The organism is Faecalimicrobium sp. JNUCC 81 (genome assembly GCF_053667625.1).
In genome coordinates this window covers 278,450-300,051 of sequence record NZ_CM132203.1, presented here as the reverse complement: position 1 = coordinate 300,051, position 21,602 = coordinate 278,450, and the positions used below count along the sequence as shown (strand labels likewise).

Here is a 21,602-nt window from a genome sequence, read left to right as displayed (position 1 = left end):
ACTAAGCCTACAAATGAATTAGTTTTAATTTAAACATGACTTTTCCTCATTATTAATGTTAATTCAGTTTTTTTAGAATATTTCACCTAAATTTTTTATCATAAAATAAATTATAAAAATCTTAATTATAAAAAATATATATTTTTTATAATTAAGATTTAGATTTAGTAACTAGTTTATTTTTGTGGAATCTCTATTTCTATTTTATCATCTTCAAGGTATTTTTCCTTATTATCAGAGTAAACAATAGGTGTTATTATTATTTTCTTTTCTGTTCCATTAAGTTCAAAATTCTCGTACACTGTATTATTGGATATACCAGAAATTCCTCCGGAAGTAACCCCACTAGCTTTATTTAAAATTTTTCCGTTGTTATCTTTTATTGATAAAAAATATTCATCAGACGTATTACCTTCTACCTCCATTTTAACTTTTGAAGATACAGGAGATATCCTTATTTCACTAATCTTAAGTTTACATTTTTTATTTCCTTCACTAGTATCAATTGTCTTATCAATATTAATTACTTTTATATCATTAGATATATTAGAACTATTTAATGTTGTATTAAATTCCCAATCACCAAGGCTCTTACTTAACAGTAATCCCTTTTCGGTTTTAGATTCACCTATATCAAAGTCTTTGAATTGAATCTTTAGATTATAATCTTTATTTTTTTCTAGATTATCAAGTATCTCAAAGTCAGTATCAACTATACCGTCTCCATCAGTATCAATTCTAGTTAAATCAAGTCTATATAAAAATTCTTTTTTCTTTTTATCTTTTACATCTCTTGGCATAATACCTCCACCTTGTCCAGGAAAAGAAATATCTCCTATTGTAACAATTGGTAAATCTGGCATAAGATCCTTTTTATTAATACCATTCTCTTTAAAATCAAAGTTACTATAGTCCATACTTAAACTTATAATTAATTCTCCATCATCAAGCATTACATCTCCTAAATTAAGAACTAATCCATTTTTTTCTATAGACTGATTTCCTTCAAATTTGTACTTATCAAACTCACTATAATCTTTACCTAAAAATGACTCAATATGATTTACTAATATATCAATATATGCCCATGTGGTATCCTTACTTAAAGCTACAGATCCTAATACAAGTGTTGCTGATATACTTGCTGCAATTAATTTTTTATTTATTTGCTTTCTTGACTTTAACTTAGATTTCATTATATTTTTCATTTTTTCATTATCAGTTTTAACTTCATTATATCTATCAAGTTGAATTTTTTCGTTATTTAATACTTTATATTTATCTATCACTTTACTTTCCTCCCTCTCTTAATAAAATTTTTCTTATTTTCGACCTACCCCTAGATAATTTACTATGTACACTAGAAATTGCTAATTTTTTATTATTTGCGATATCTACTACGCTTTCATCTTCTAGATAATATCGTCTAAATATTTCTTCATCTTCTTCTGATAAGAAGTCTAATGTCTCATTTAATTCCTCTTGAATTTCTATTTGTAATAAATTTTTATCTATATAATAAGTTTGTTCATCTAAACTAGATGTTTCTATCTTATTTAGATATTTTCTTTTGTAATCAATTGCTTTATATTTAGCTATTGCACATATCCAATTTTTAAAAGAGTTTTTATCTTTTTCAAAACCATCTATATTATCCCAAATAGCTAATAAAGTATCGCTGACACATTCTTCTTCATAGTTAATTAATGTTCCTAAATGAAACCTAACAATAGAAGTAAGAAGAGCATTGTATTTGTCTATTAATATTTCCATTCCTTTTTGATTTTTCTTTTTTATGTATTTAATTATTAATTTATCTTGCAAATTAATTCCTCCTAACCGTAAAAGCTTTTACACTAATTAATTCGTAAACGAAAAACAAAAACTTGCAACTTTTATAAAAAAATAAAAGTATTTAACCGCTATATAAAAACTTATTTAAAGATATATAGTAAAAAAGCCCTTATAATCCATTTATTTAGATTATAAGGGCTTTAACTTTATTTTAAACTAACTATGTTTTATATATTGAAACTTAACGAATAGTTTGGAGAATTTTCAATATGATAAATTGTAAATAAAAATATATTTTTTATTTCTTTTGAGGTTTGTATGCAGTGGAAAAAGGTTCTATTTATTTACTGCATACTTAATATAAATTGAAAAAACTATATATTAAAATTCAACTGATGCACAGTTGTCACCAGATGCAAAAGTCATTTTCTTTATATTTAATTTATCTTTTAGTAATAAATGGAACACTTCTATTAAGTTCTCACAAGTAGCAACTTTCTTAACTACTACAAGTCTACATTCTGGATAAGCTTTTGCAAGTTCATTGTCTATAGCTAATCCTATATTAGTGTTATCTGGTGCACCATCTTTTATACCTTGATTTTCATATACCTTTAATACTTCAGGTAGTAAAGGATCATTCTCTTGTAAAATAAGAGCGTGGTCAAAGTTTTTCAGATAGTCCCATGCAGCAGCCTTTATATCATTACAAGGTACAACAAATCCATTTTTTTCATTTACATCACCCTCTACTTCAATTACTAAGTTCCCTTGGTGACCATGTAAGTATTGTGCTTCTCCTTCATACCCTAAGAAACGGTGTGCATATTGTATGTTTAATCTAGTTATTGATCTCATATTTTTACTCCTTTTAAATATTTATTTTTACTAATAGATTTTACTTTTAACTTTTAGAGTTTAGCTGTCACTTAATTACTAGTTAATTTAGTCGACTGATTAAGTAATAATGATTACTATTATTATGATTTTATATTTTATAAATGTCAATACTTTTTTTATTTTTTAAAAATCGTATTGACTATTATATTTATTTACTTTAATATTAAATGTATCTAATAAATAGTAATAGTTACTATTATTAAAATATAAGGAGGTACATTTATGAATTTAAAAGGAACTAAAACGGAACAAAATTTAATGGACGCTTTTGCTGGTGAGTCTCAAGCAAGAAATAAATATACTTATTATGCATCTCAAGCTAAAAAAGAAGGATATAACAAAATAGGAGCTATATTTGAGGAAACTGCTCATAATGAAATGGTTCATGCAAAACTTTGGTTTAAATTATTACACGATGGTGTCCCTACAACAGAACAAAACTTAAAAGATGCTGCTAATGGCGAAAACTATGAGTGGGTTGATATGTATGAGCAATTTGCTAAAGATGCAGAAGAAGAAGGGTTCTCTAAAATAGCATTTATGTTCAGAGAAGTTGGTAAAATAGAAAAGGAACATGAAGAAAGATATTTAGAATTACTTAAAAATGTTCAAGAAGAAACAGTATTTGTAAAAGAAGAATCAGTAGAGTGGAGATGCAGAAATTGTGGACATATCCATGTAGGTCCTAAAGCTTTAGAAAAATGTCCTATTTGTGATCATCCAAAGGGATACTTTGAGATAAGATCTGATAAATTCTAGTTTAATGAGATTCTCAAAACAAAGACAAGCAATACTAGATATTGTATTAAATGGTAATAATCACCCTACTGCTGATTATATATATTCAGAGTTAAAAAAAGACTATCCTGAATTAAGTCTAGGAACAGTTTATAGAAATTTATCTTTATTGTCTGAAAAAGGTTTAATACAGAAAGTAAGTATTCAAAATCATTCAGATATGTTTGATAAAAATCTAGATCACCATGCTCATATAGTTTGTTCTATTTGTGGTGATGTATGTGACATAGATACTGGTTTAATAGATAATATTATGTCTAATATATCTAATGATAATAATATATTAATAAAGTCATATGATATTACATTTGATGGTATTTGTAATAAATGTAAAGAAAAAAAGATTAAATTATAATAAAAAATAAGGTTTGGATTAAAACTTATTTCCTTGAAGCCCTATAGTTAAAAAGCTCTTAGAATCCGTTTATTTTGACTCTAAGAGCTTTAACTTTATTCTAATTACATAAAAGTTTAATTTATTTTTTATATTATCAATAAATCTAACCATTTGATGAATTTTTATCATTTCTATACTTATGTTTTAAATTAATAGAAATTGCTATTGCAGTTGCTATTGCAAATTCACTTAATATTATACCTGGATTCCATATCTCAAAATAGAAGCGACCAATAATATAGATAGCGAATGCAATTAAATATGTTGCAAGACAACTTAATACAATAAATCTAACCCTATCATTTTTTCTTTCTTTTTCAACTAACTGTTGTTGTTGCTTCTCTAATATTTCTGTTCTAATTGATATTTCATCTATTTCAGATGGTTTTAAAAGATAATCTATCGTAACATTAAATATTTCACTTAAACCTATTAACTTTTCTGTTTCTGGTACTGATTGACCTGTTTCCCATTTTGACACACTTTGTCTTGATACATTAAGTTGCTCCGCCAAATGTTCCTGAGATAAATTATGTGCTTTTCTTAATTTTAAAATTTTTTCAGATATATCCATTTTTATTCCTCCTTAACCTTTATAATAAAATCTTAATAAATATACAGGTTGCATGCTATCAATTTGACTATATTTTTTGTCAACCTTGAGTTGCATCCTTGTATTATAAGTATTTTACTTAACTTTTTAGTATTGATAAAGTAAATCAAGTACTTATTAAAATTCTAGTATAAAAGTCCTTAAAATCCATTTATTTGAAAGTACATAAAAATCCTAAAGTGAAATTTTAAGATTGCTTAATTTTATACTTTCTTATCAAAGCTTACATTTTAAGAAAGTATATCAACCTATTAGGACACATACTTTATCTTTAAAAACAAGAACTATAAAAGCTATTATAAAAAATATTAAAGACATAATTAAAGAGCCTAAAAACAAACTTAACAACCCCTGTTTTAAAAACATTATACTATAATTTAGGCTTACTATATTGATTATCTACAGAGAGTTTTTAAAAGATGTAAAATTTTATTGATTTTTATGAAGGGTAACTAAACACAAAAACTAAGACTAGATTAATAATGAATTTTAAAACCAATGGTGGAAAAAATATAAGAACTTTGAATCACTTTTTAACTAAAATTTAATTTCATTAGATATATTAAGTTTTAGTTCATTTGAAATTTTAATTACATCTACTGTTTATAGTTGTGGTACTCCACATAACATAATAGATAAAACTAATATAGTTATCTTTTTTAATATTTTGAAAAAATCAAAAAGTCCCACAAAGTTAGAGGTGAGTTTAATAACTTTATATATATTTCTGGGTAGTATATATCCAAATATGTATAATTTCTTATAGCTTTAATATTTTTTAATTTATAATACTTTCCATTATTCGTCATCTATAAATCTTTAGGTATTTTTTACTATTTCTTTATTCCAAATATACTTCGGTATATTTAATGAATAATTCAGGATAAGTTATTATATAATACTATGAATTAATCTAAATATGGAGATATAAAAGGTTCAATGAACAGATTATTATCTTTAATTAATCGTATTGCACTATCACATTTGTTATCTGCTCCAATATACATATAATAATCATATCCAAAATGCACATAAAATGAATTGCTTCCAGTTAATTTACACCATATATTATCCCTTAGTATTTGTTTAACAGCTTCTTTTATTTGTGTCCTTGATAATAACATACCTTCTTTAATTGTATTTATAAACTCATTATCATCCTCATATTTTATTTCTAAATCAACAACATTTAGGCTCTGTATATTATTACATTCCATAAGACTTAATATTGAATCAATATATGCTTTTTCATATTTTAAATACTCTGACATTGTAAATTCTAAACCATTATAACTATTACCGATATCACTAAATGATGTCCATTCATCCTTTATATAATATCCATTTTCGTCACGATTTAATGAATTATACTTTGTAACTCTCCACATATAGTTCATTGACTAATCTCCAATTCTTCTTGAATTTGCATCATATATTCTCAATCTTGTTTTTTACTCCCCAAATTCTTTATTGTATCTGCCATTTTCCATACACCACCACTATAAGAATCTACATCTGGAGTAATTATTTAATATAAATAAGGTGCAACTTTAAGCTACACCTTTATCCACGTTACTATTTTTTTAGAATCTTAGCTAAGTCTTTAGCAAAATAAGTTATTATTATATCTGCTCCAGCTCTTTTTATAGACATCATAGATTCATATATAACACCTTCATCTAATATTCCATTGTTAATAGCTAATTTAAGCATTGCATATTCTCCACTAACGCTATAAGCTGCAAGAGGTAAATCATAGTTGTCTTTAACTCTTCTTATAACATCTAAGTATGATAATGCTGGTTTTACCATTAATATATCTGCACCTTCTAATACATCTAACTCAGATTCTATTAACGCTTCATTACTATTTGCAGGGTCCATTTGATAAGTTTTTCTATCTCCAAAAGATGGTGCAGAGTTTGCAGCTTCTCTAAATGGTCCATAGAATGTAGAAGCATATTTAACACTATATGACATTATAGCTATATGCTCAAAACCTTCTTTATCTAAAGCATCTCTCATAGCTTTTATTCTTCCATCCATCATATCTGAAGGAGATACCATGTCTGCTCCTGCTTTTGCATGGCTTACTGCTATTTTAGCTAAAAATTCTAAAGTTTTGTCATTATCTACATATCCATTTTCCTTTAATATACCGCAATGACCATGACTAGTATATTCGCACATACAGACATCTGTGATAACATTCATATCACTATCTATCTCTTTTATTTTTCTAATAGCCCTTTGAACTATACCGTTATCATTATATGATTCACTTCCACATACATCTTTTTCATGGTCGTGAGGTATACCAAATAATATTACATGTTCTATACCTAATTCTTTTAATTCCTTTATTTCATCTTCTAATCTATCTACTGAAAAATGATATACATCTGGTAAAGATGATATTTCACTTTTTATATTTTCTCCTTCAACTATAAATAAAGGGTATATTAAATCTTCTATATTTAACTTTGTTTCTCTAACTAGGTTTCTTATAGCACTATTAGTTCTTAGTCTTCTTGGTCTTCTTAACATTTGTTTCCTCCAAACTTAATCTATAATTTATATCTCATAGATTAATTTTTATCCTCAATAATTGTATTAATCATAGAATCTATAGTAGCTTCTTCTGATTCTTTATAAACATTTATATTTAATTCCTTTGCTGTAGCTGAAGTGACAGGTCCTATAGATATAATTTTTATATTTTCTAATTTATGTAAGTTCTCATTTCCAATTATTTCTACGAAATTACTTACAGTAGATGAACTTGCAAAAGTTATATAATTAATATCTACTTGGTTTAATACATCTAATACTTCTTCCTGTTTAGATGTATCTACTACAGTTTCATAAGTATGGATTTCTTTAACTTCACATATTTCACTTATTTTATTTACTAAAAAATCTCTGGCATTTTTAGCTCTTGGCATTAATACTTTATCATTTGCATTTAGTAATGGCTTTAATTCTTCATATAAATATTCAGCTACGAATTTTTTAGGTACTATATCTGCATTAATTCCTCTATTCTTTATTGCTTTTGCAGTGGCTGAACCTATTGCACATACTTTTAAATTAGATAGAGATCTACTATCAAGACCCATTTCATCTAATTTATCAAAGAATATATCAACTCCATTTGTACTAGTAAGAACTAAGTATGTATATCCTTTTATATTTTTTATTTCATTTTCTAATTCTGTGTTATTCTCTATTTTTTCTATTTTAATAGTTGGCATTTCTATAGGGTTTCCACCTAAATCTGCTATCTTTTCTACTAAAGAACTACTTTGAGTTCTAGATCTAGTTACCATTATACTTTTACCAAATAGAGGTTTATTTTCAAAGAAGTTTAATTTTGATCTTAATCCTACTACATCTCCTACTGCTATAAGTGTAGGTGGCTTAACATTTTCTCTAAGTGCAGTTTCATATACATTTTCTAGTGTAGATGTTACTACTCTTTGATTATATCTTGTAGCCCAACTTATAAGAGCTACTGGTGTATCTTTGTCCTTACCTTCTTTAATTAAGTTGTCACTAATCTTTTTTAAATTAGCAACTCCCATTAAGAATACAAGAGTCCCTTTGTTATTTGCTAGTGCATTCCAGTTAAGCTCTTCATTTTCCTTATCATCATCTCTTAAATGTCCTGTTATAACATGGAAAGAAGATGCATAGTCTCTATGAGTTATAGGTATACCTGCATAACAGAGACCTCCTATAGCAGAAGTTATTCCTGGTACAACTTCAAAATCTATACCTTCAGAAACTAAAACTTCTCCTTCTTCTCCACCTCTACCAAATACATATGGGTCTCCACCTTTTAGCCTAGTAACTATTTTGCCTTCTTTAGCCTTATCTGCTATAACTCTATTTATATCATCTTGAGGTAGAGCATGATTACTAGATGCTTTTCCAACATATATAAATTCACAATTTGGCTTTGCCTCTTTTAAGTAGTTAATATTAGCTAATCTATCATAAACTATAACATCAGCTTTTTTTATACATTCTAATCCTTTTAATGTTAATAGCTTATAATCTCCAGGACCTGCTCCTACTAAATAAACTTTACCCTTCATAGTTTTCATACTCCTTTGAAATTAATTGCGCTAGTTCAAGACCTAATTCTCTAGCTTTAGATGATTGTCCACTTATAGACTTAATAACCAATTTAGTTCCTTCTTCGTCTCCATATAATCCTACTAAATCTATGTTTTCACCTTCTACTGTACAGTACGCTCCCATAGGAATATGACAACTTCCATTGACTCCGTCTAAAAATCCTCTTTCTGCTTCAACTTGGATTTTAGTTACATCATCTTTTAAGCAGTCTATTATTCTTTCTATCTCTATATCATTATCTCTAATTTCTAAGGCTAATGCTCCTTGTGCTGGTGCTGGTATCATAATATCTACAGGCAAGTATTGACTTATATTATTATGAAGACCGGCTCTTATCAATCCTGATGCAGCAAGAACTACTCCATCTAAATTTTCATCTTCTATTTTTCTTATTCTAGTATCTATATTCCCCCTTATAGATACTATATTTAAATCTGGTCTATGTTTTAATAATTGATATTTTCTTCTTTTGCTACCTGTACCTATTGTAGCCCCATTAGGTAAATCTTCTAAGTTTGAATATCCTTCTTTTAATATAAGAGCATCTCTTGGATCTTCTCTTTTAGGTATACTTGCAAACTTTAATCCATCTGGAAGATTTGAAGGCATATCTTTCATGCTGTGCACAGCCATATCAATTTCTTTATTTAATAATTGCTGTTCTATTTCTTTTACAAATAGGCCTTTATCTCCTATTTTATCTAGGCTTACATTTTGAATTAAATCACCTTTAGTTTTTATTATCTTAACTTCAAATTCAACATTAGGATATTTTTTCTTTAATTCATTTACTACCCAATTAGTTTGTGTTAATGCAAGCTTGCTGCCTCTAGTTCCAACTACAATCTTCATGAGTTAATCTCCTTTTGTCTTTTATCCAACTTTATTTTCTTTATTTAATAGTGATTTATTTTCTTTATTTACTAATATAGTAGAGAAATATGATATTTTTTCTTCTATATTAACTTCTCTTAAGTCTGTATATACAACTTCTCTATCTTGAGATGAGTTGCTTACTAAAATTGAATGCTCTATAAGACCATTTTTTTCAAGCTTGTCTACTATTTCTTTAAAGTTCTTATAAACCTTCATTAAAACTATAGAACTATAATTTTCTAATGCATAATCTATTCTGTCTTCTTCCATTGTACAAGGTATTATTATTAATGGTTCTCTATCCATCACTAATGGGAAGTTTTGATTAGATGCAATGTTAGAGAAAGATGATATTCCTGGTATTGTTTCTACATCTATACTTCCTATAAGTCTTTCCATTATATATACATAAGTACTATATATCATAGGATCTCCTAAAGTAACAAATCCTACATTTTTCCCACTCTTTACATCTTCAACTATTTCATCAGCAACTTTATTCCAAGCTACTATCTTTTCACCATCATTAAAGTTCATTGGGAAGTGTCTTGATTTTATCTCTAAACCTTCTGGAAGATATTCGCTTACTATAGATAATGCTAAGCTTTCTCCTCCTTTTTTAGCCTCTGGTGTATATAATATATCTAAATTCTTTAAAGTTTCAACTGCCTTAACTGTAACTAATGAACTATCTCCTGGTCCTGTTCCTATTCCATAAAATTTAGCCATTTTTCTCTCCTCCGTTAATTAACATATATTTTCTAATTCGTTTAATTTTTCTATACAATCATGAGCATGATTGATAAATTTATCTTGAATATAAGGATTTTCTCCTAATCCTTTTAAGTGTATTTTTACATTAAATCCATTTTCCTCTAATACAGTTTTCCATGAATCATCTTCATCACCTGCCATATCATTTATAGCATGATCTCCTGCAACTAACATAAAAGGCATTAAATTTACTGTTTTTATATTATTTTCTTTTAATCTATTTATAACTTGTTCTAATTCTGGATATCCTTCAACTGTTCCAACGTATGCATTTATTCCAGCATCTCTTAACATGTACTCTAATGTAGGATATGATGAGTGAGATTCATGGAATGTTCCATGTCCCATAAATACTACAGCTTCATCTTCATCCATTTTAGGAATTTGAGTTTCTATAGCATTTACTGCTTCTTTATAATCTTCTATATATGTTAACAGTGGTCTACCTAATATTACTTTATCAAATTTATCTTTATAGCTTTCTATTTGTTCTTTTAATTTATTGAATTCTTCACCGCATATTATGTGAAGTGTTTGAACTATTACTTCTTTATATCCTTCATTATGTAATCTATCTAATGCTTGAATTGGATTTTCTATTTCTATCCCATCTCTATTTTTTAATTTTCTTATTATCATATTTGAAGTAAAAGCTCTATAAAAATCGTACTCTGGTAATCCTTGCTTTATTTTCTTCTCACAAGCCTCTATTGTTTTTTCTCTAGTTTCTTTATAACTAGTTCCAAAGCTAACTACTAAAACTGCTTTTTTCATACTCAATCCACCTTATTTTATATTTATATTATTTGATCTATATCATTGACATCATTTATTACTTTAGGATAAGGTAACATCTCTCTTTGTATAATTACTACTGGTATATTAAGTGTTTCACAAGCATCAACCTTTTCTAAAAAGCCTCCAGCTATTCCACTTTCTTTAGTTATAACTATATCTATATTGTAATGTTTATAAAATTCCTCATTTATCTCCTGACTAAATGGTCCTTTCATAGCTATTATATTATCTGCATTTAATCCTAAATTTTCACAGCTAAGTATTACCTCACTTGTAGGTAATACTCTAACTATTAAGTTTCTATCTGGTATATAATCAACAATCTGAGGTAAATTCTTACTTCCTGTTCCTATAAATATATTGTTTCCATTCTCTCTAGCTATTTTGCAAGCCTCTTCAATACTAGCAACGATATACTTATTTTCATAAGCGATCTCTTCTATTAAAGATTTTCTTTCATATCTTGTATAATCTAAGTTTAACTCTTTTGCACACTCTATAGCATTTTTAGATACTTCTATTGCATAAGGATGAGTTGCATCTATTATTTTATCTATATTTTTTTCTTTTATAAAATTTATCATATCCTCTTTTGACAGCTTCCCTACTATTACTTCTTTTGCGATTTTTCTAGCAAGGTCTTCTCCATAATTAGTTGTAACTGAGAGAATATAATCTAAATTACTGCATTTATTTATTTTGTCACATATTTCTAAACTGTCGCTTGTTCCACCAAAAACTAAAATCATACTGTATATCCTCTTGGTGTTATCATTAAGTCTTCCTGTATAAATGTAGATTTATTTCCGATTATAACCATAGTAGTCATGTCTACTCTTTCAAAATCCATAGTATCAAAAGTGCAAACAAATTTTTCTTCTTTTTCTCTTCCTACATCTTTAACTATTCCAACTGGAGTATTTCCACCTTTAAATTCACCCATTATTTCAAATGCTTTAGCTAAGTGCTCGCTTCTTCCCTTGCTTCTTGGGTTATATAAACAAATAACGAAATCAGCTTCAGCTGCTAATCTTAATCTTTTTTCTATAACTTCCCATGGAGTTAATAAGTCACTTAAACTTATATGGCAAAAATCATGCATTATTGGTGCTCCAAGTATTGCAGCTGCACCTATACTTGCAGTAACCCCTGGAACAACTTTAACTTCTACTTTTTGATCTTCTTTAGAAGTAAGCTCAAGTATAAGTCCTGCCATTCCGTATATTCCTGCATCTCCACTACTTATAACTGCAACTTTTTTACCAGTTTTAGCTATTTCAACTGCTTGCTTGCATCTGTCTATTTCTTGTCTCATACCATTTTGTACTACTTCTTTACCATCTATAAATTCAGTTATTAAATTTATATAAGTTTTATATCCTACAATAACTTCAGCATCTTCCATAGCTTTTATAGCTTCTAAAGTCATCATTTCTTTACTTCCTGGTCCTATTCCTATTACATATATCATAGTTTTAATCTCCCTACCGAAAATGTTATTCCTTTATATTTATGTTTTTCTATTATGAAATTTCCATCACTTAGTATATGCGCTACCGGCTCTGCTACACAGTAAACACCAACGTTTTTCTTTACGAATTCTGATTTATCAAATAAATAATCCACTTTTGAAATTTCATCTTTAGAAAAAGTTTTAAACTCCACATCTAAATCCTTTGATAAATCAATAATTGCTTTTTCATCCTTTTTTACATCAATACTTCCAATTACTTTTAATGATTTTATGTCAATATTATTATTATCAAAAAAATCAACGAATGACTCTTTAAGTAAATTGCTGCAAGTATCCCTTCTACAACCTACACCTAAAACAGAATCTTTAGGTATAACTTTTATAAATTTATCTTTATCTAATGTTTTTAAACTAATATTATCAATACTATTTTTATTGCTTATAATTACTACTTTTTCAAAACCATTAGCTTCATTTAAATTATTTAATATTTTGAATCCTCTAGTATCAACTATGTAATCTCCATCAATATAAATTCCAACATCTTGATTATTTACAAGCATAGAATTTACATCTTTTACATTTTCTCTAAAATCGTCAATATGAGCATTTAATTTTTTAGCTATCATATCTAATGAAGATTTTTGATTTACATCAGTAGCTGTTGTTATAACAGGGTTGGCTCCTATTAAATTACTTATATTATTAGTTAATTCATTAGCCCCACCCATATGCCCACTTAGTAAGCTGATTATGTTTTTTCCTTTTTCATCAGTTACTAAAATTGCAGGGTCGCTAAACTTATTAACTATATAAGGTGCTATAACTCTAACCACAATTCCAGTAGCCATTATAAATAGTATAGATTGGTAGTTAATAAATAAATCTCCAACTAACTCACTTACCTTTTTTTCTACTAAAAATAGACTTGGATTAGTACTATCATTACTAAGATTATTTTTTTTATTTTTAACTATATATACGTGGCTATCTGGTAATTTTTCATTTATCTTAAGTGCTAGATTTTTACCATTTTCAGTTATACAAACTATGGCAATTTTAGCCTCTGTACTCATGTTTGAAATCCTTATCATATAATTTTGAGTTATTGTATTCTTTGCCTAAAAATCTTCCAACTAGTATTAAAGCTGTTTTTCTTATATTATTTTCTTTTACTTTAACTGCTATATCTTCTAATGTTCCTTTTACTATCTTTTCATCATCCCAAGTTGCTTTATATACAACAGCTATTGGAGTATCCATTGGGTATCCACCAGTATTAAGTCTTTCAACAACTTTTTCTATATCTTGAACTGATAAGAATATTGCCATTGAAGTCTGGTGAGCTGCATAAGACTCTATTGATTCCTTTGATGGTACAGGAGTTCTTCCTTCCATTCTTGTTATTATCACACTTTGAGATATTTCTGGAACTGTATACTCTACTCCTAGTGCTGAAGCTGCTCCTAAGAATGAACTAACACCTGGAGTACAATCATAGTCGATTCCTAATTTATATAAGTCTTCAACTTGTTCTCTTATTGAACCATATATCGAAAAGTCTCCTGTTTGTAATCTTACAACAGACTTATTTTCCTTAATTCCTTTTTCCATAACCTCTATTATTTCTTGTAAATCCATGTGAGCACTATTATGTATCTCGCAACCTTCCTTACAGTACTCTAAAAGCTCTGGGTTAACTAAAGATCCAGCATATATAACTACATCTGCATTACTTAAAAGCTTGTATCCTTTTAATGTTATTAATTCTTTATCTCCTGGCCCTGCTCCTACAAAATGTACTTTATTTATCATCTTCATCTACCCCTTTTTCACAAGATATTATGTATATTGGGTTTAGAGGTTTAAAATACTCTCCTCTTCCCAGTTTTTCTAGCTTAGATACATTTAGTACCGAAACATCTATATTTTTAAATCCATATTCTCTTAGTAACTTAAGAGTTTCATTAAATGTTTCTACTATTATAAAGTTTGCTACTAGCCTTCCGCCATCAACTAACTTTTCTTTTGACCAAATTAATATTTCACTTAAGTTATTACCTGTGCCACCTAAAAAGATTGCATCAACTTGTCCGTCTATCTCAACCGGCGCATAACCTTTTATAACTTCTACATTTTTTAATCCAAACTTTTCAACATTTTGATGTACTAAATCTAGCGCATCATCATGTCTTTCTATTGATATAACATCTAAATTTGGATAATTATAAGCTGCTTCTACTGTTACACTTCCTGTTCCTGCACCTACATCTATAAACCTTTTTGAATTAACTAAATCTAGTTTCATTATAGATATTGCTCTAACTTCTTCTTTTGTTATAGGTACTTTTCCTGTTATAAAATCACTATTTTTCATCTAATATCACCACCACACTCATGTCAAATTTATCAATATTTAATATATCCTCGGGTGTTCCCATTGTTATCTTCTCGTTATCATAAGATAAATTTTCTCCTACAACAACAGTTCTTTCTAAATTTCTATTTATTATCTCTTTACTTATTTCTTTAGGTCCTATTTTGCTATCTGTAACCATACATACTTTTTTATGAGAAAGTATATAATCAAAATCAGGTACTTTTCCGTGGCTACTAGTAATATATAAATCATTCATATCAACATAAATCTTAGAAAATATATATTGAAGTGAGCTTATTCCTGATACTATGTTCAAGTTTTCATTATCTATATTTTTAGATAGGTATCTTCCTATTCCATATATTAACGGATCACCTGAAGCTATTACAGATATTTGTTTATCACTATTGTTATTTATATACTCTAATATTTCTTTCAGATTAGATGCCATTTCTATGGTTTCACCTTTGAAGTTTTTGATAGTTTCTAAATTTCTTTTACCTCCAATTAGTACATCAGAGTTTGAAATTAACTTTTCACCTAATTTTGTTATATAGCCTTCATTTCCAGGACCTAGTCCTATTATGTTTATCATCTAAATACCTCCACTAGTGAAGTAGCATTATCTGATTGTCCAAGTAGTGTTCTATCCATCTTAAACATCATAACTTCAACATCTATTTCTTCATCTAATAGATATTGATCTATTTTTGCCTTACATTTATTACTTATTAGATTGTATATATCTTTATATTCACTTTCATCTATAAGCTCAACTGCACCTTCTGCAGTTACACATTCATTTATTTGCTCTAAAAACTCATATGGAGCTTTCATCATAGCTAAGTTTGCTATCATTATTTCATTTCTAGCATCAGCTACTTTACTATGAGTATTAAATATACCTGCAGATATTTTTATATATTTACCTATATGACCTGCCATAAGTATTTTTTTATAACCAATTCTTTGAGCTTCTTTTAACATATATCCTATAAAGTTACTTGTCCTAACTACATATTTCATATCTAGACCAAGATTTTCTTTTATAAATTTTTCTCCATGATTTCCAGGAACTAAAATTATTTTATCTAAACCTTGTTCTTTCTTCATTTGAAGTTCTATAGATAATGATTTTTTCCAACCATCATCACTCATAGGTTCTACTATTCCGGTTGTACCAAGAATTGATATTCCACCTACTATGCCTAATCTTGGATTAAAAGTTTTTTTAGCTATTTCTACTCCTTCTGGAGCAAATATTGTGATTTTTAGAGATTTATCTTCTCCTATAATTGACCTTGAATCACTGCCTATAACTTTCCTTACTTCTGTATGTATCATCTTCATAGGAACTGGGTTAATTGCAGCTTTTCCAACTTCTACACTTAATCCCTTTTTAGTCACTACACCTACTCCTACTCCACCGCCTACTACTATATCCCTATCTTCTCTGTCTATAAATTCGGCTTTAGCATAAATATGCATAGTATGAGTAGCATCTATATCATCTCCTCCATCTTTTTCAATGGAACATTCTACGTAATCACTACAAATATTAACGTTGTGTACTTTTAATGATAGAGGTATTCCCTTAGGTGTATCTATATTTATAGTTTCTATTTCATTTTTTGTAAGTAGCATATGTGTTGCAGCTTTTGATGCTGCTGCTGCACAAGAACCTGTTGTATACCCTCTTCTGTACTTTTTTCCATCAATATATACATACTCTTCCATATCTATTTCCTACATAGAGTATAAAATGGCATTTACTATAGCTGCTGCTAAATTACTACCACCTTTTCTACCTTTAGATATTATGTATGGTATATTAGTATTTTCTAATTCATCTTTAGATTCTTCCGCACCTACAAATCCAACTGGAACTCCTATAACTGCATCTGCTTCTAGTTTCTCGTCTCTTATCATTTCCATAACTTTATATAAAGCTGTTGGAGCATTTCCAAGAACAAATATTTTTCTTCCAGGCTTTCTAGCTGCTATTTCAACAGCTGCCATAGAGCGAGTTGTTCCCATCTCTTTTGCTAAAGCAGCAGTTTCTTCATCAGCTACTAAGCACTTGTATTTGCATCCTAGTGAATCTAATCTTTTTTTATTTATTCCACTTAAAGCCATATTTGTATCTGTATATATAGTTGCATTATTTTTAAGTGCATCTATTAAATTTTCTACTGCCGTTTCTGATATTTTTAATATATCTAAGTATTCAAAATCAGCTGTTGTGTGTATACATCTTTTTATAATTTTTTCTTCAATAGCACCTTTAAACTCATAACCAGGTCTAATATCGTCTATTATTTCTTGAATCATTTCCATACTTCTTTCTTCTATTTTCATAGGATTTTTGATGTATTCCATTCTAATTCCCTCCTAATTCCACCGTCTATTATATTTGATGTATAAATTTTTTTATAAAATGAATCTATATTATTTTCTTTAAATAATTCTATTAATCTTTTATCATTCATACTTTGGTCCAGTAATATTCCAACAACTGTCCCGCTATGAGCAATATTTACTCCATAAGATCCATAGTTTTGAGATATTTCTATAATTTCTTTTAAGCCATCTTTTTTATCTATATTTTCATTGGCTAAGCTACTAAGTGTAGCTGCCTTTCCTACTAAGCTTAAATTATTATTTTTTATACCTTCTTCTAGCATATAAAATGCTTCACTTATAATATCTTTGTTTTGGATTTTAATATTTTTGTAATTTGGAGTATTTCTAATTTTCATAGTATCTAATGTTTTATCGGGCTCTAATATTACCACTTTAGAATTTTTAATATTACCTAAGTATTTAATTACTTCTCCATTTAGTGGGTTAAATACCACATTTTTTTCTATATATGTAGAATCTGTTGGCTCTATTGTTGATGCTATATATGATATTTCTTCACTAGTTAAACTCTTTTTTATAAGACTTAATGTAGCTACTATCGTTGCTCCAATATCAGCTGTAGAACTTGCCATACCTTTTCCTATTGGTATCTCGCTTTTTATGTTTAATGATATATTTCGGCTTTCTTTTATAGGTAAAACGAATCTTTCAAACACTTTTTCTATAGCACATCTTGATTTACTTGGCCCAATATTTATATTATTTAACCTTTCTTCAACCTCTACTTTTGAATACATATCTATAGCATATGAGCTTAAATATTCTTCTTTTTCTAAGATACCTTGAACAAATTCTCCACAAGATGCTGGGCATATTCCATAAGATTTCATACTAATCACCTAATATTTTCTTCATGTGCTTTATAAGAATAGTATTTTCCTCATGAGACTTTATTGCAACCCTTATAAAACTATTATCTAATTCTATAAAGTTTGATGCATCTCTTATTAAAATACTCGCTTCTTTAAATAGTTGATCTTTTAATTCATTTGCTTTTCTATTTTTCAATTTAATTAAAACAAAATTTGTATCTGTATCATACACTACTATGTTATTTATAATTTTTAATTCATCTAACATATACTTTCTTTCTTTTATATAATAGTTTTTACTATCTCCTATATACTTTTTATCATTAAATATATAATTAGATAAATTATCTGCAAATGAATTTATTGTCCATGGTTCTTTATAATTATAAATTTTATCTATTATTTTTTTATTACTAGTTAGTCCATAACCTAATCTTAAGCCTGGCATTCCAAAGAATTTAGTAACCGCTTTAAGAATAAATATATTTTCATATCTTTCTATGTATTTAACTAAACTATATTTATCTTCATCTCCTACAAACTCCATAAATGTTTCATCAACTATTAGTATTTTTTGATTTTCAATCATTAAATTTAATAAATCAGTTAAATTTTGAACTTTTCCATTTGGGTTATTTGGATTACATATAAATAAACTATCAAATTTATCTATATTTTCTTTTATAATATTTATATCAATTTCAAAATTATTTTCTTTATCTAAGCTTATATTTACAACTTCTAAATCATTTAATCTTGCACTTCTTCCATACTCTGAAAATGTAGGATTTAATATAGCTAACCTACTATCGATACTCTTCATTAATAAGTAAATAATTTCAGTTGCTCCATTTCCAGGTATTATAAACTCTGGTTTAACTCCTATATATTTAGATATATTGCTTCTTAAATTTGTATAATTTATATCTGGATAACTTCTACATTCCTTTAGTCCTTCTAAAATATAACTTTCTAGTCCTTGTATTACTTTTGGATTTATATTTGAACTAAAATCTATTATTTCTTTTGGATCTTTATTATACATATTTGCCATATCACAAACATTGGCTCCATGTCCTAAATCTTTCATTTACATCCCCCTAAACTAGCATATTACCTTCCATAGTATAGAAAATACTACTAATGAAGTAATTGACGATGCATACATTATTTTATTAGTTCTTACTATATCATCTATTTCTATTTCTCTAAGTTTATCTCCTATTGTTGGCTTATAAACAGCTTTTCCAAAATAGATATTAGTTCCACCTAGCTGTATGCCTAAAGCTCCTGCAACAGATCCTTCTGAATAAGCACAATTGGGGCTTTTATGATTTTTTCTATCTCTAATTGCTATCTTAAAACAATTTTTATAGTTATAAGATAATATTAAGCTACCTATAGTCATTAGTAATACTGAAATCCTAGCAGGTATATAATTTGCAATATCATCTATTTTTGCTGATGCAAATCCTAGATTCATATATTTATCATTTTTATATCCAACCATAGAATCTAATGTATTTATAGCTTTATAAGCCATGGCAAGTGGTGCGCCACCTATAAATGCATAAAACATAGGAGCGATTATGCCATCAACAGTATTTTCTGCTACAGTCTCCACCGTTGCTCTAATAATTTCACTTTCATTTAAACTTGTTGTATCTCTTCCTACAATATAAGATAGCTGCACTCTGGATTTTTCTAAATCACCACTTTTAAGCACTTCATATATTTTTACAGCTTCATCTTTTAAGCACTTAGTTGCTAGTGTTGTATAAACTATAAATGAATTTACAACTATAAATATAACACTATTAAAACTACTTACCTTAACTACTAAGTAAGTTATTAAGTATGTTAATCCAACCGTGATAAACCATAATAAAAATCCACCTATCTTTAGAGCTTTATCACTTTTACATATTTTTCTTATATTATTTTCAACTGATTTTATTAATTTTCCTATATATATAACCGGATGAGGAAAAGAATATGGATCTCCAATAATTAAATCTGTTATATATCCTATAAAAATAGATAATATATTCATATTACTCATTTCCTTTTTCTAGTAAGTTTTTTATACAATTTAAATTATTGAAAAAATGTGTATGTAGATATGTAGCTAAAGTGTTACCTTTGCTATATCCACCTTCCCACTCATCTACGATTTTTTTATCTCTTTCTTTTCTCATTATGTAAGCACAATCTTCATTAGTTTCGAATATCGAATGATGGAACTCATGACCTTTTATAACTTCACCTTTTTTAGATAATATAGTATCTTCTTTTGCTGTTCCAAAACTATATCCAAATCGTCTAAGTGAAGCTGTCATTTTACTATTTCCTTTAAAAATTCCTACCATATCATATTCTTTGTTTTCTTGATCAATTAGTTTTTCTCCTAAGTACATTAATCCACCGCACTCAGCATATATAGGTATTTTTCTTTTATGAGCTTCAAGTATTGATTTTCTCATACTTATATTAGCTTCTAATTCTTTTCCAAATATTTCAGGGAATCCTCCACCTATATAAATATAATCTCCACTAGGAACTTCATTATCTTCCAATGGGCTAAAGTATTTTATATTTAGTCCTAAGTATCTAAGTAATTCTATATTTTCTCTGTAGTAAAAATTAAATGCTTTATCATAAGCTATTGCTATCGTTTTGTTTTCTACTTTAGAATTTTTTATAAAACTATCTACTTCAAAACTAGTTTCAACTTCTTCACTTTCTGAGAGTTCTAATATTCTATCTATATTTATATACTTTTCAATTTCATCTGCAAGATTGTTAAACTTTGTTTTTAAAGAATCTATTTCTACACTAGGTACTAAACCTAAATGTCTTGATTCTAGAGAAAAGTCATTGTTTGGAGGGAAATAACCAAGTACTTCAACACCACAATACTTTTCCACTGCGTTTTTTATTATTTCATAGTGTGTTTTAGTTTTTACATTATTAACTATCACACCAGCTATGTTTACATTCTTATCAAGTTCTTTATAACCAAGTACCATAGCAGCACTAGATGCTGCCATAGCTTTTCCGTTAATAACTAATATTACTGGAGACTTTAAAAGCTTTGATGTATAAGAGCTTGTACAATTATCTAAATCTATTCCTATTCCATCATACAGACCCATCACACCTTCAACTACTGATATATCTGCATCCTCTGATGAACTATTAAAAACATATTTAATTTGTTCATCATCTAACATATATGAATCTAAGTTTCTAGAGTGTCTTCCTGTTATGAATGTATGGTATGATGGATCTATATAATCGGGTCCTACCTTAAAAGGCTGGACTTTCATACTTCTTTTAGTAAGAGCTTGCATTATTCCTAATGATATTGTAGTTTTACCTACACCACTATTAGTCCCTGCTATTAATATTTTCTTCAT

The 21,602-nt window shown here is 27.8% G+C and carries 25 protein-coding genes; 2 read left to right on the top strand and 23 right to left on the bottom strand.

All coding sequences use genetic code 11. From position 1 onward, the window contains the following. Positions 1–176: 176 nt before the first annotated feature. The 3 genes from JNUCC81_RS01605 to JNUCC81_RS01595 form a co-directional block, all read right to left on the bottom strand. Positions 177–1,289, bottom strand: a complete 1,113-nt coding sequence (locus tag JNUCC81_RS01605) for a DUF4179 domain-containing protein (RefSeq protein ID WP_454095023.1) — start codon at positions 1,287–1,289, stop codon at positions 177–179. A 1-nt stretch (position 1,290) separates the two neighbouring features. Continuing rightward, entirely contained in the window at positions 1,291–1,824 is a 534-nt protein-coding gene (locus JNUCC81_RS01600; RefSeq protein WP_454095022.1) for a sigma-70 family RNA polymerase sigma factor, read from the bottom strand. A 351-nt stretch (positions 1,825–2,175) separates the two neighbouring features. Beyond that, entirely contained in the window at positions 2,176–2,652 is a 477-nt protein-coding gene (locus JNUCC81_RS01595; protein ID WP_454095021.1) for a 6-pyruvoyl trahydropterin synthase family protein, read from the bottom strand. Positions 2,653–2,916: 264 nt separating this feature from the next. Here JNUCC81_RS01595 and rbr point away from each other — a divergent pair, with 264 nt between their 5' ends. Continuing rightward, positions 2,917–3,453, top strand: a complete 537-nt coding sequence (gene rbr, locus JNUCC81_RS01590) for a rubrerythrin (RefSeq protein ID WP_454095020.1) — start codon at positions 2,917–2,919, stop codon at positions 3,451–3,453. A gap of 4 nt (positions 3,454–3,457) precedes the next feature. Next, positions 3,458–3,847: a Fur family transcriptional regulator gene (locus tag JNUCC81_RS01585; protein ID WP_454095019.1), complete on the top strand. Its 390-nt coding sequence runs from the start codon at positions 3,458–3,460 to the stop codon at positions 3,845–3,847. A 145-nt stretch (positions 3,848–3,992) separates the two neighbouring features. Here JNUCC81_RS01585 and JNUCC81_RS01580 read toward each other — a convergent pair whose 3' ends face one another. The 20 genes from JNUCC81_RS01580 to JNUCC81_RS01485 all read right to left on the bottom strand — a co-directional run bounded on the left by JNUCC81_RS01580 (position 3,993) and on the right by JNUCC81_RS01485 (position 21,602). Further along, positions 3,993–4,463, bottom strand: coding sequence for a helix-turn-helix domain-containing protein (locus JNUCC81_RS01580; protein ID WP_454095018.1), 471 nt, complete (start codon positions 4,461–4,463; stop codon positions 3,993–3,995). A gap of 947 nt (positions 4,464–5,410) precedes the next feature. After that, the gene (locus JNUCC81_RS01575) at positions 5,411–5,899 is read right to left on the bottom strand and encodes a hypothetical protein (protein WP_454095017.1); all 489 of its coding nucleotides are present in this window, start codon (positions 5,897–5,899) and stop codon (positions 5,411–5,413) included. A 41-nt stretch (positions 5,900–5,940) separates the two neighbouring features. Continuing rightward, positions 5,941–6,027 carry a toxin C-terminal domain-containing protein gene (locus tag JNUCC81_RS01570; protein WP_454096362.1) on the bottom strand — a complete coding sequence of 29 codons (87 nt, stop codon included), beginning with the start codon at positions 6,025–6,027 and terminating at the stop codon, positions 5,941–5,943. A gap of 50 nt (positions 6,028–6,077) precedes the next feature. Further along, entirely contained in the window at positions 6,078–7,049 is a 972-nt protein-coding gene (gene hemB, locus JNUCC81_RS01565; protein WP_454095016.1) for a porphobilinogen synthase, read from the bottom strand. A gap of 41 nt (positions 7,050–7,090) precedes the next feature. Next, positions 7,091–8,602 (bottom strand): uroporphyrinogen-III C-methyltransferase, encoded by a 1,512-nt coding sequence (cobA, locus tag JNUCC81_RS01560; protein ID WP_454096361.1) that lies wholly within the window; start codon positions 8,600–8,602, stop codon positions 7,091–7,093. Next, positions 8,592–9,497 carry a hydroxymethylbilane synthase gene (gene hemC, locus JNUCC81_RS01555; protein ID WP_454095015.1) on the bottom strand — a complete coding sequence of 302 codons (906 nt, stop codon included), beginning with the start codon at positions 9,495–9,497 and terminating at the stop codon, positions 8,592–8,594. Before hemC ends, cobA begins: the two co-directional genes overlap by 11 nt. A 21-nt stretch (positions 9,498–9,518) precedes the next feature. Beyond that, positions 9,519–10,250: a cobalt-factor II C(20)-methyltransferase gene (locus tag JNUCC81_RS01550; RefSeq protein ID WP_208334642.1), complete on the bottom strand. Its 732-nt coding sequence runs from the start codon at positions 10,248–10,250 to the stop codon at positions 9,519–9,521. An 18-nt stretch (positions 10,251–10,268) separates the two neighbouring features. Beyond that, positions 10,269–11,069, bottom strand: coding sequence for a sirohydrochlorin cobaltochelatase (locus JNUCC81_RS01545; protein ID WP_454095014.1), 801 nt, complete (start codon positions 11,067–11,069; stop codon positions 10,269–10,271). Between the two features lie 23 nt (positions 11,070–11,092). Further along, the gene (gene cobK / locus JNUCC81_RS01540; RefSeq protein ID WP_454095013.1) at positions 11,093–11,842 is read right to left on the bottom strand and encodes a precorrin-6A reductase; all 750 of its coding nucleotides are present in this window, start codon (positions 11,840–11,842) and stop codon (positions 11,093–11,095) included. Continuing rightward, positions 11,839–12,564 carry a precorrin-3B C(17)-methyltransferase gene (gene cobJ, locus JNUCC81_RS01535; protein WP_454095012.1) on the bottom strand — a complete coding sequence of 242 codons (726 nt, stop codon included), beginning with the start codon at positions 12,562–12,564 and terminating at the stop codon, positions 11,839–11,841. The genes cobK and cobJ overlap by 4 nt, the downstream gene beginning before the upstream one ends. Further along, complete coding sequence (cbiG, locus tag JNUCC81_RS01530) at positions 12,561–13,643, bottom strand: cobalt-precorrin 5A hydrolase (RefSeq protein ID WP_454095011.1); 1,083 nt, start codon at positions 13,641–13,643, stop codon at positions 12,561–12,563. Before cbiG ends, cobJ begins: the two co-directional genes overlap by 4 nt. After that, entirely contained in the window at positions 13,627–14,379 is a 753-nt protein-coding gene (locus tag JNUCC81_RS01525; RefSeq protein ID WP_208333607.1) for a cobalt-precorrin-4 methyltransferase, read from the bottom strand. Before JNUCC81_RS01525 ends, cbiG begins: the two co-directional genes overlap by 17 nt. Continuing rightward, positions 14,372–14,944: a decarboxylating cobalt-precorrin-6B (C(15))-methyltransferase gene (locus tag JNUCC81_RS01520; RefSeq protein ID WP_454095010.1), complete on the bottom strand. Its 573-nt coding sequence runs from the start codon at positions 14,942–14,944 to the stop codon at positions 14,372–14,374. The genes JNUCC81_RS01525 and JNUCC81_RS01520 overlap by 8 nt, the downstream gene beginning before the upstream one ends. Next, positions 14,934–15,542: a cobalt-precorrin-7 (C(5))-methyltransferase gene (locus tag JNUCC81_RS01515; protein WP_454095009.1), complete on the bottom strand. Its 609-nt coding sequence runs from the start codon at positions 15,540–15,542 to the stop codon at positions 14,934–14,936. Before JNUCC81_RS01515 ends, JNUCC81_RS01520 begins: the two co-directional genes overlap by 11 nt. Beyond that, positions 15,539–16,684 carry a cobalt-precorrin-5B (C(1))-methyltransferase CbiD gene (cbiD, locus tag JNUCC81_RS01510; RefSeq protein ID WP_454095008.1) on the bottom strand — a complete coding sequence of 382 codons (1,146 nt, stop codon included), beginning with the start codon at positions 16,682–16,684 and terminating at the stop codon, positions 15,539–15,541. The genes JNUCC81_RS01515 and cbiD overlap by 4 nt, the downstream gene beginning before the upstream one ends. A 9-nt stretch (positions 16,685–16,693) precedes the next feature. Beyond that, complete coding sequence (locus JNUCC81_RS01505; protein WP_454095007.1) at positions 16,694–17,326, bottom strand: cobalt-precorrin-8 methylmutase; 633 nt, start codon at positions 17,324–17,326, stop codon at positions 16,694–16,696. Beyond that, positions 17,302–18,201 carry a GHMP family kinase ATP-binding protein gene (locus JNUCC81_RS01500; protein WP_454095006.1) on the bottom strand — a complete coding sequence of 300 codons (900 nt, stop codon included), beginning with the start codon at positions 18,199–18,201 and terminating at the stop codon, positions 17,302–17,304. The genes JNUCC81_RS01505 and JNUCC81_RS01500 overlap by 25 nt, the downstream gene beginning before the upstream one ends. Before the next feature lies 1 nt (position 18,202). Further along, the gene (locus JNUCC81_RS01495) at positions 18,203–19,273 is read right to left on the bottom strand and encodes a pyridoxal phosphate-dependent aminotransferase (RefSeq protein ID WP_454095005.1); all 1,071 of its coding nucleotides are present in this window, start codon (positions 19,271–19,273) and stop codon (positions 18,203–18,205) included. A gap of 15 nt (positions 19,274–19,288) precedes the next feature. Next, positions 19,289–20,236, bottom strand: coding sequence for an adenosylcobinamide-phosphate synthase CbiB (gene cbiB / locus JNUCC81_RS01490; RefSeq protein WP_454095004.1), 948 nt, complete (start codon positions 20,234–20,236; stop codon positions 19,289–19,291). A gap of 1 nt (position 20,237) precedes the next feature. Beyond that, the gene (locus JNUCC81_RS01485; protein WP_454095003.1) at positions 20,238–21,602 is read right to left on the bottom strand and encodes a cobyrinate a,c-diamide synthase; all 1,365 of its coding nucleotides are present in this window, start codon (positions 21,600–21,602) and stop codon (positions 20,238–20,240) included.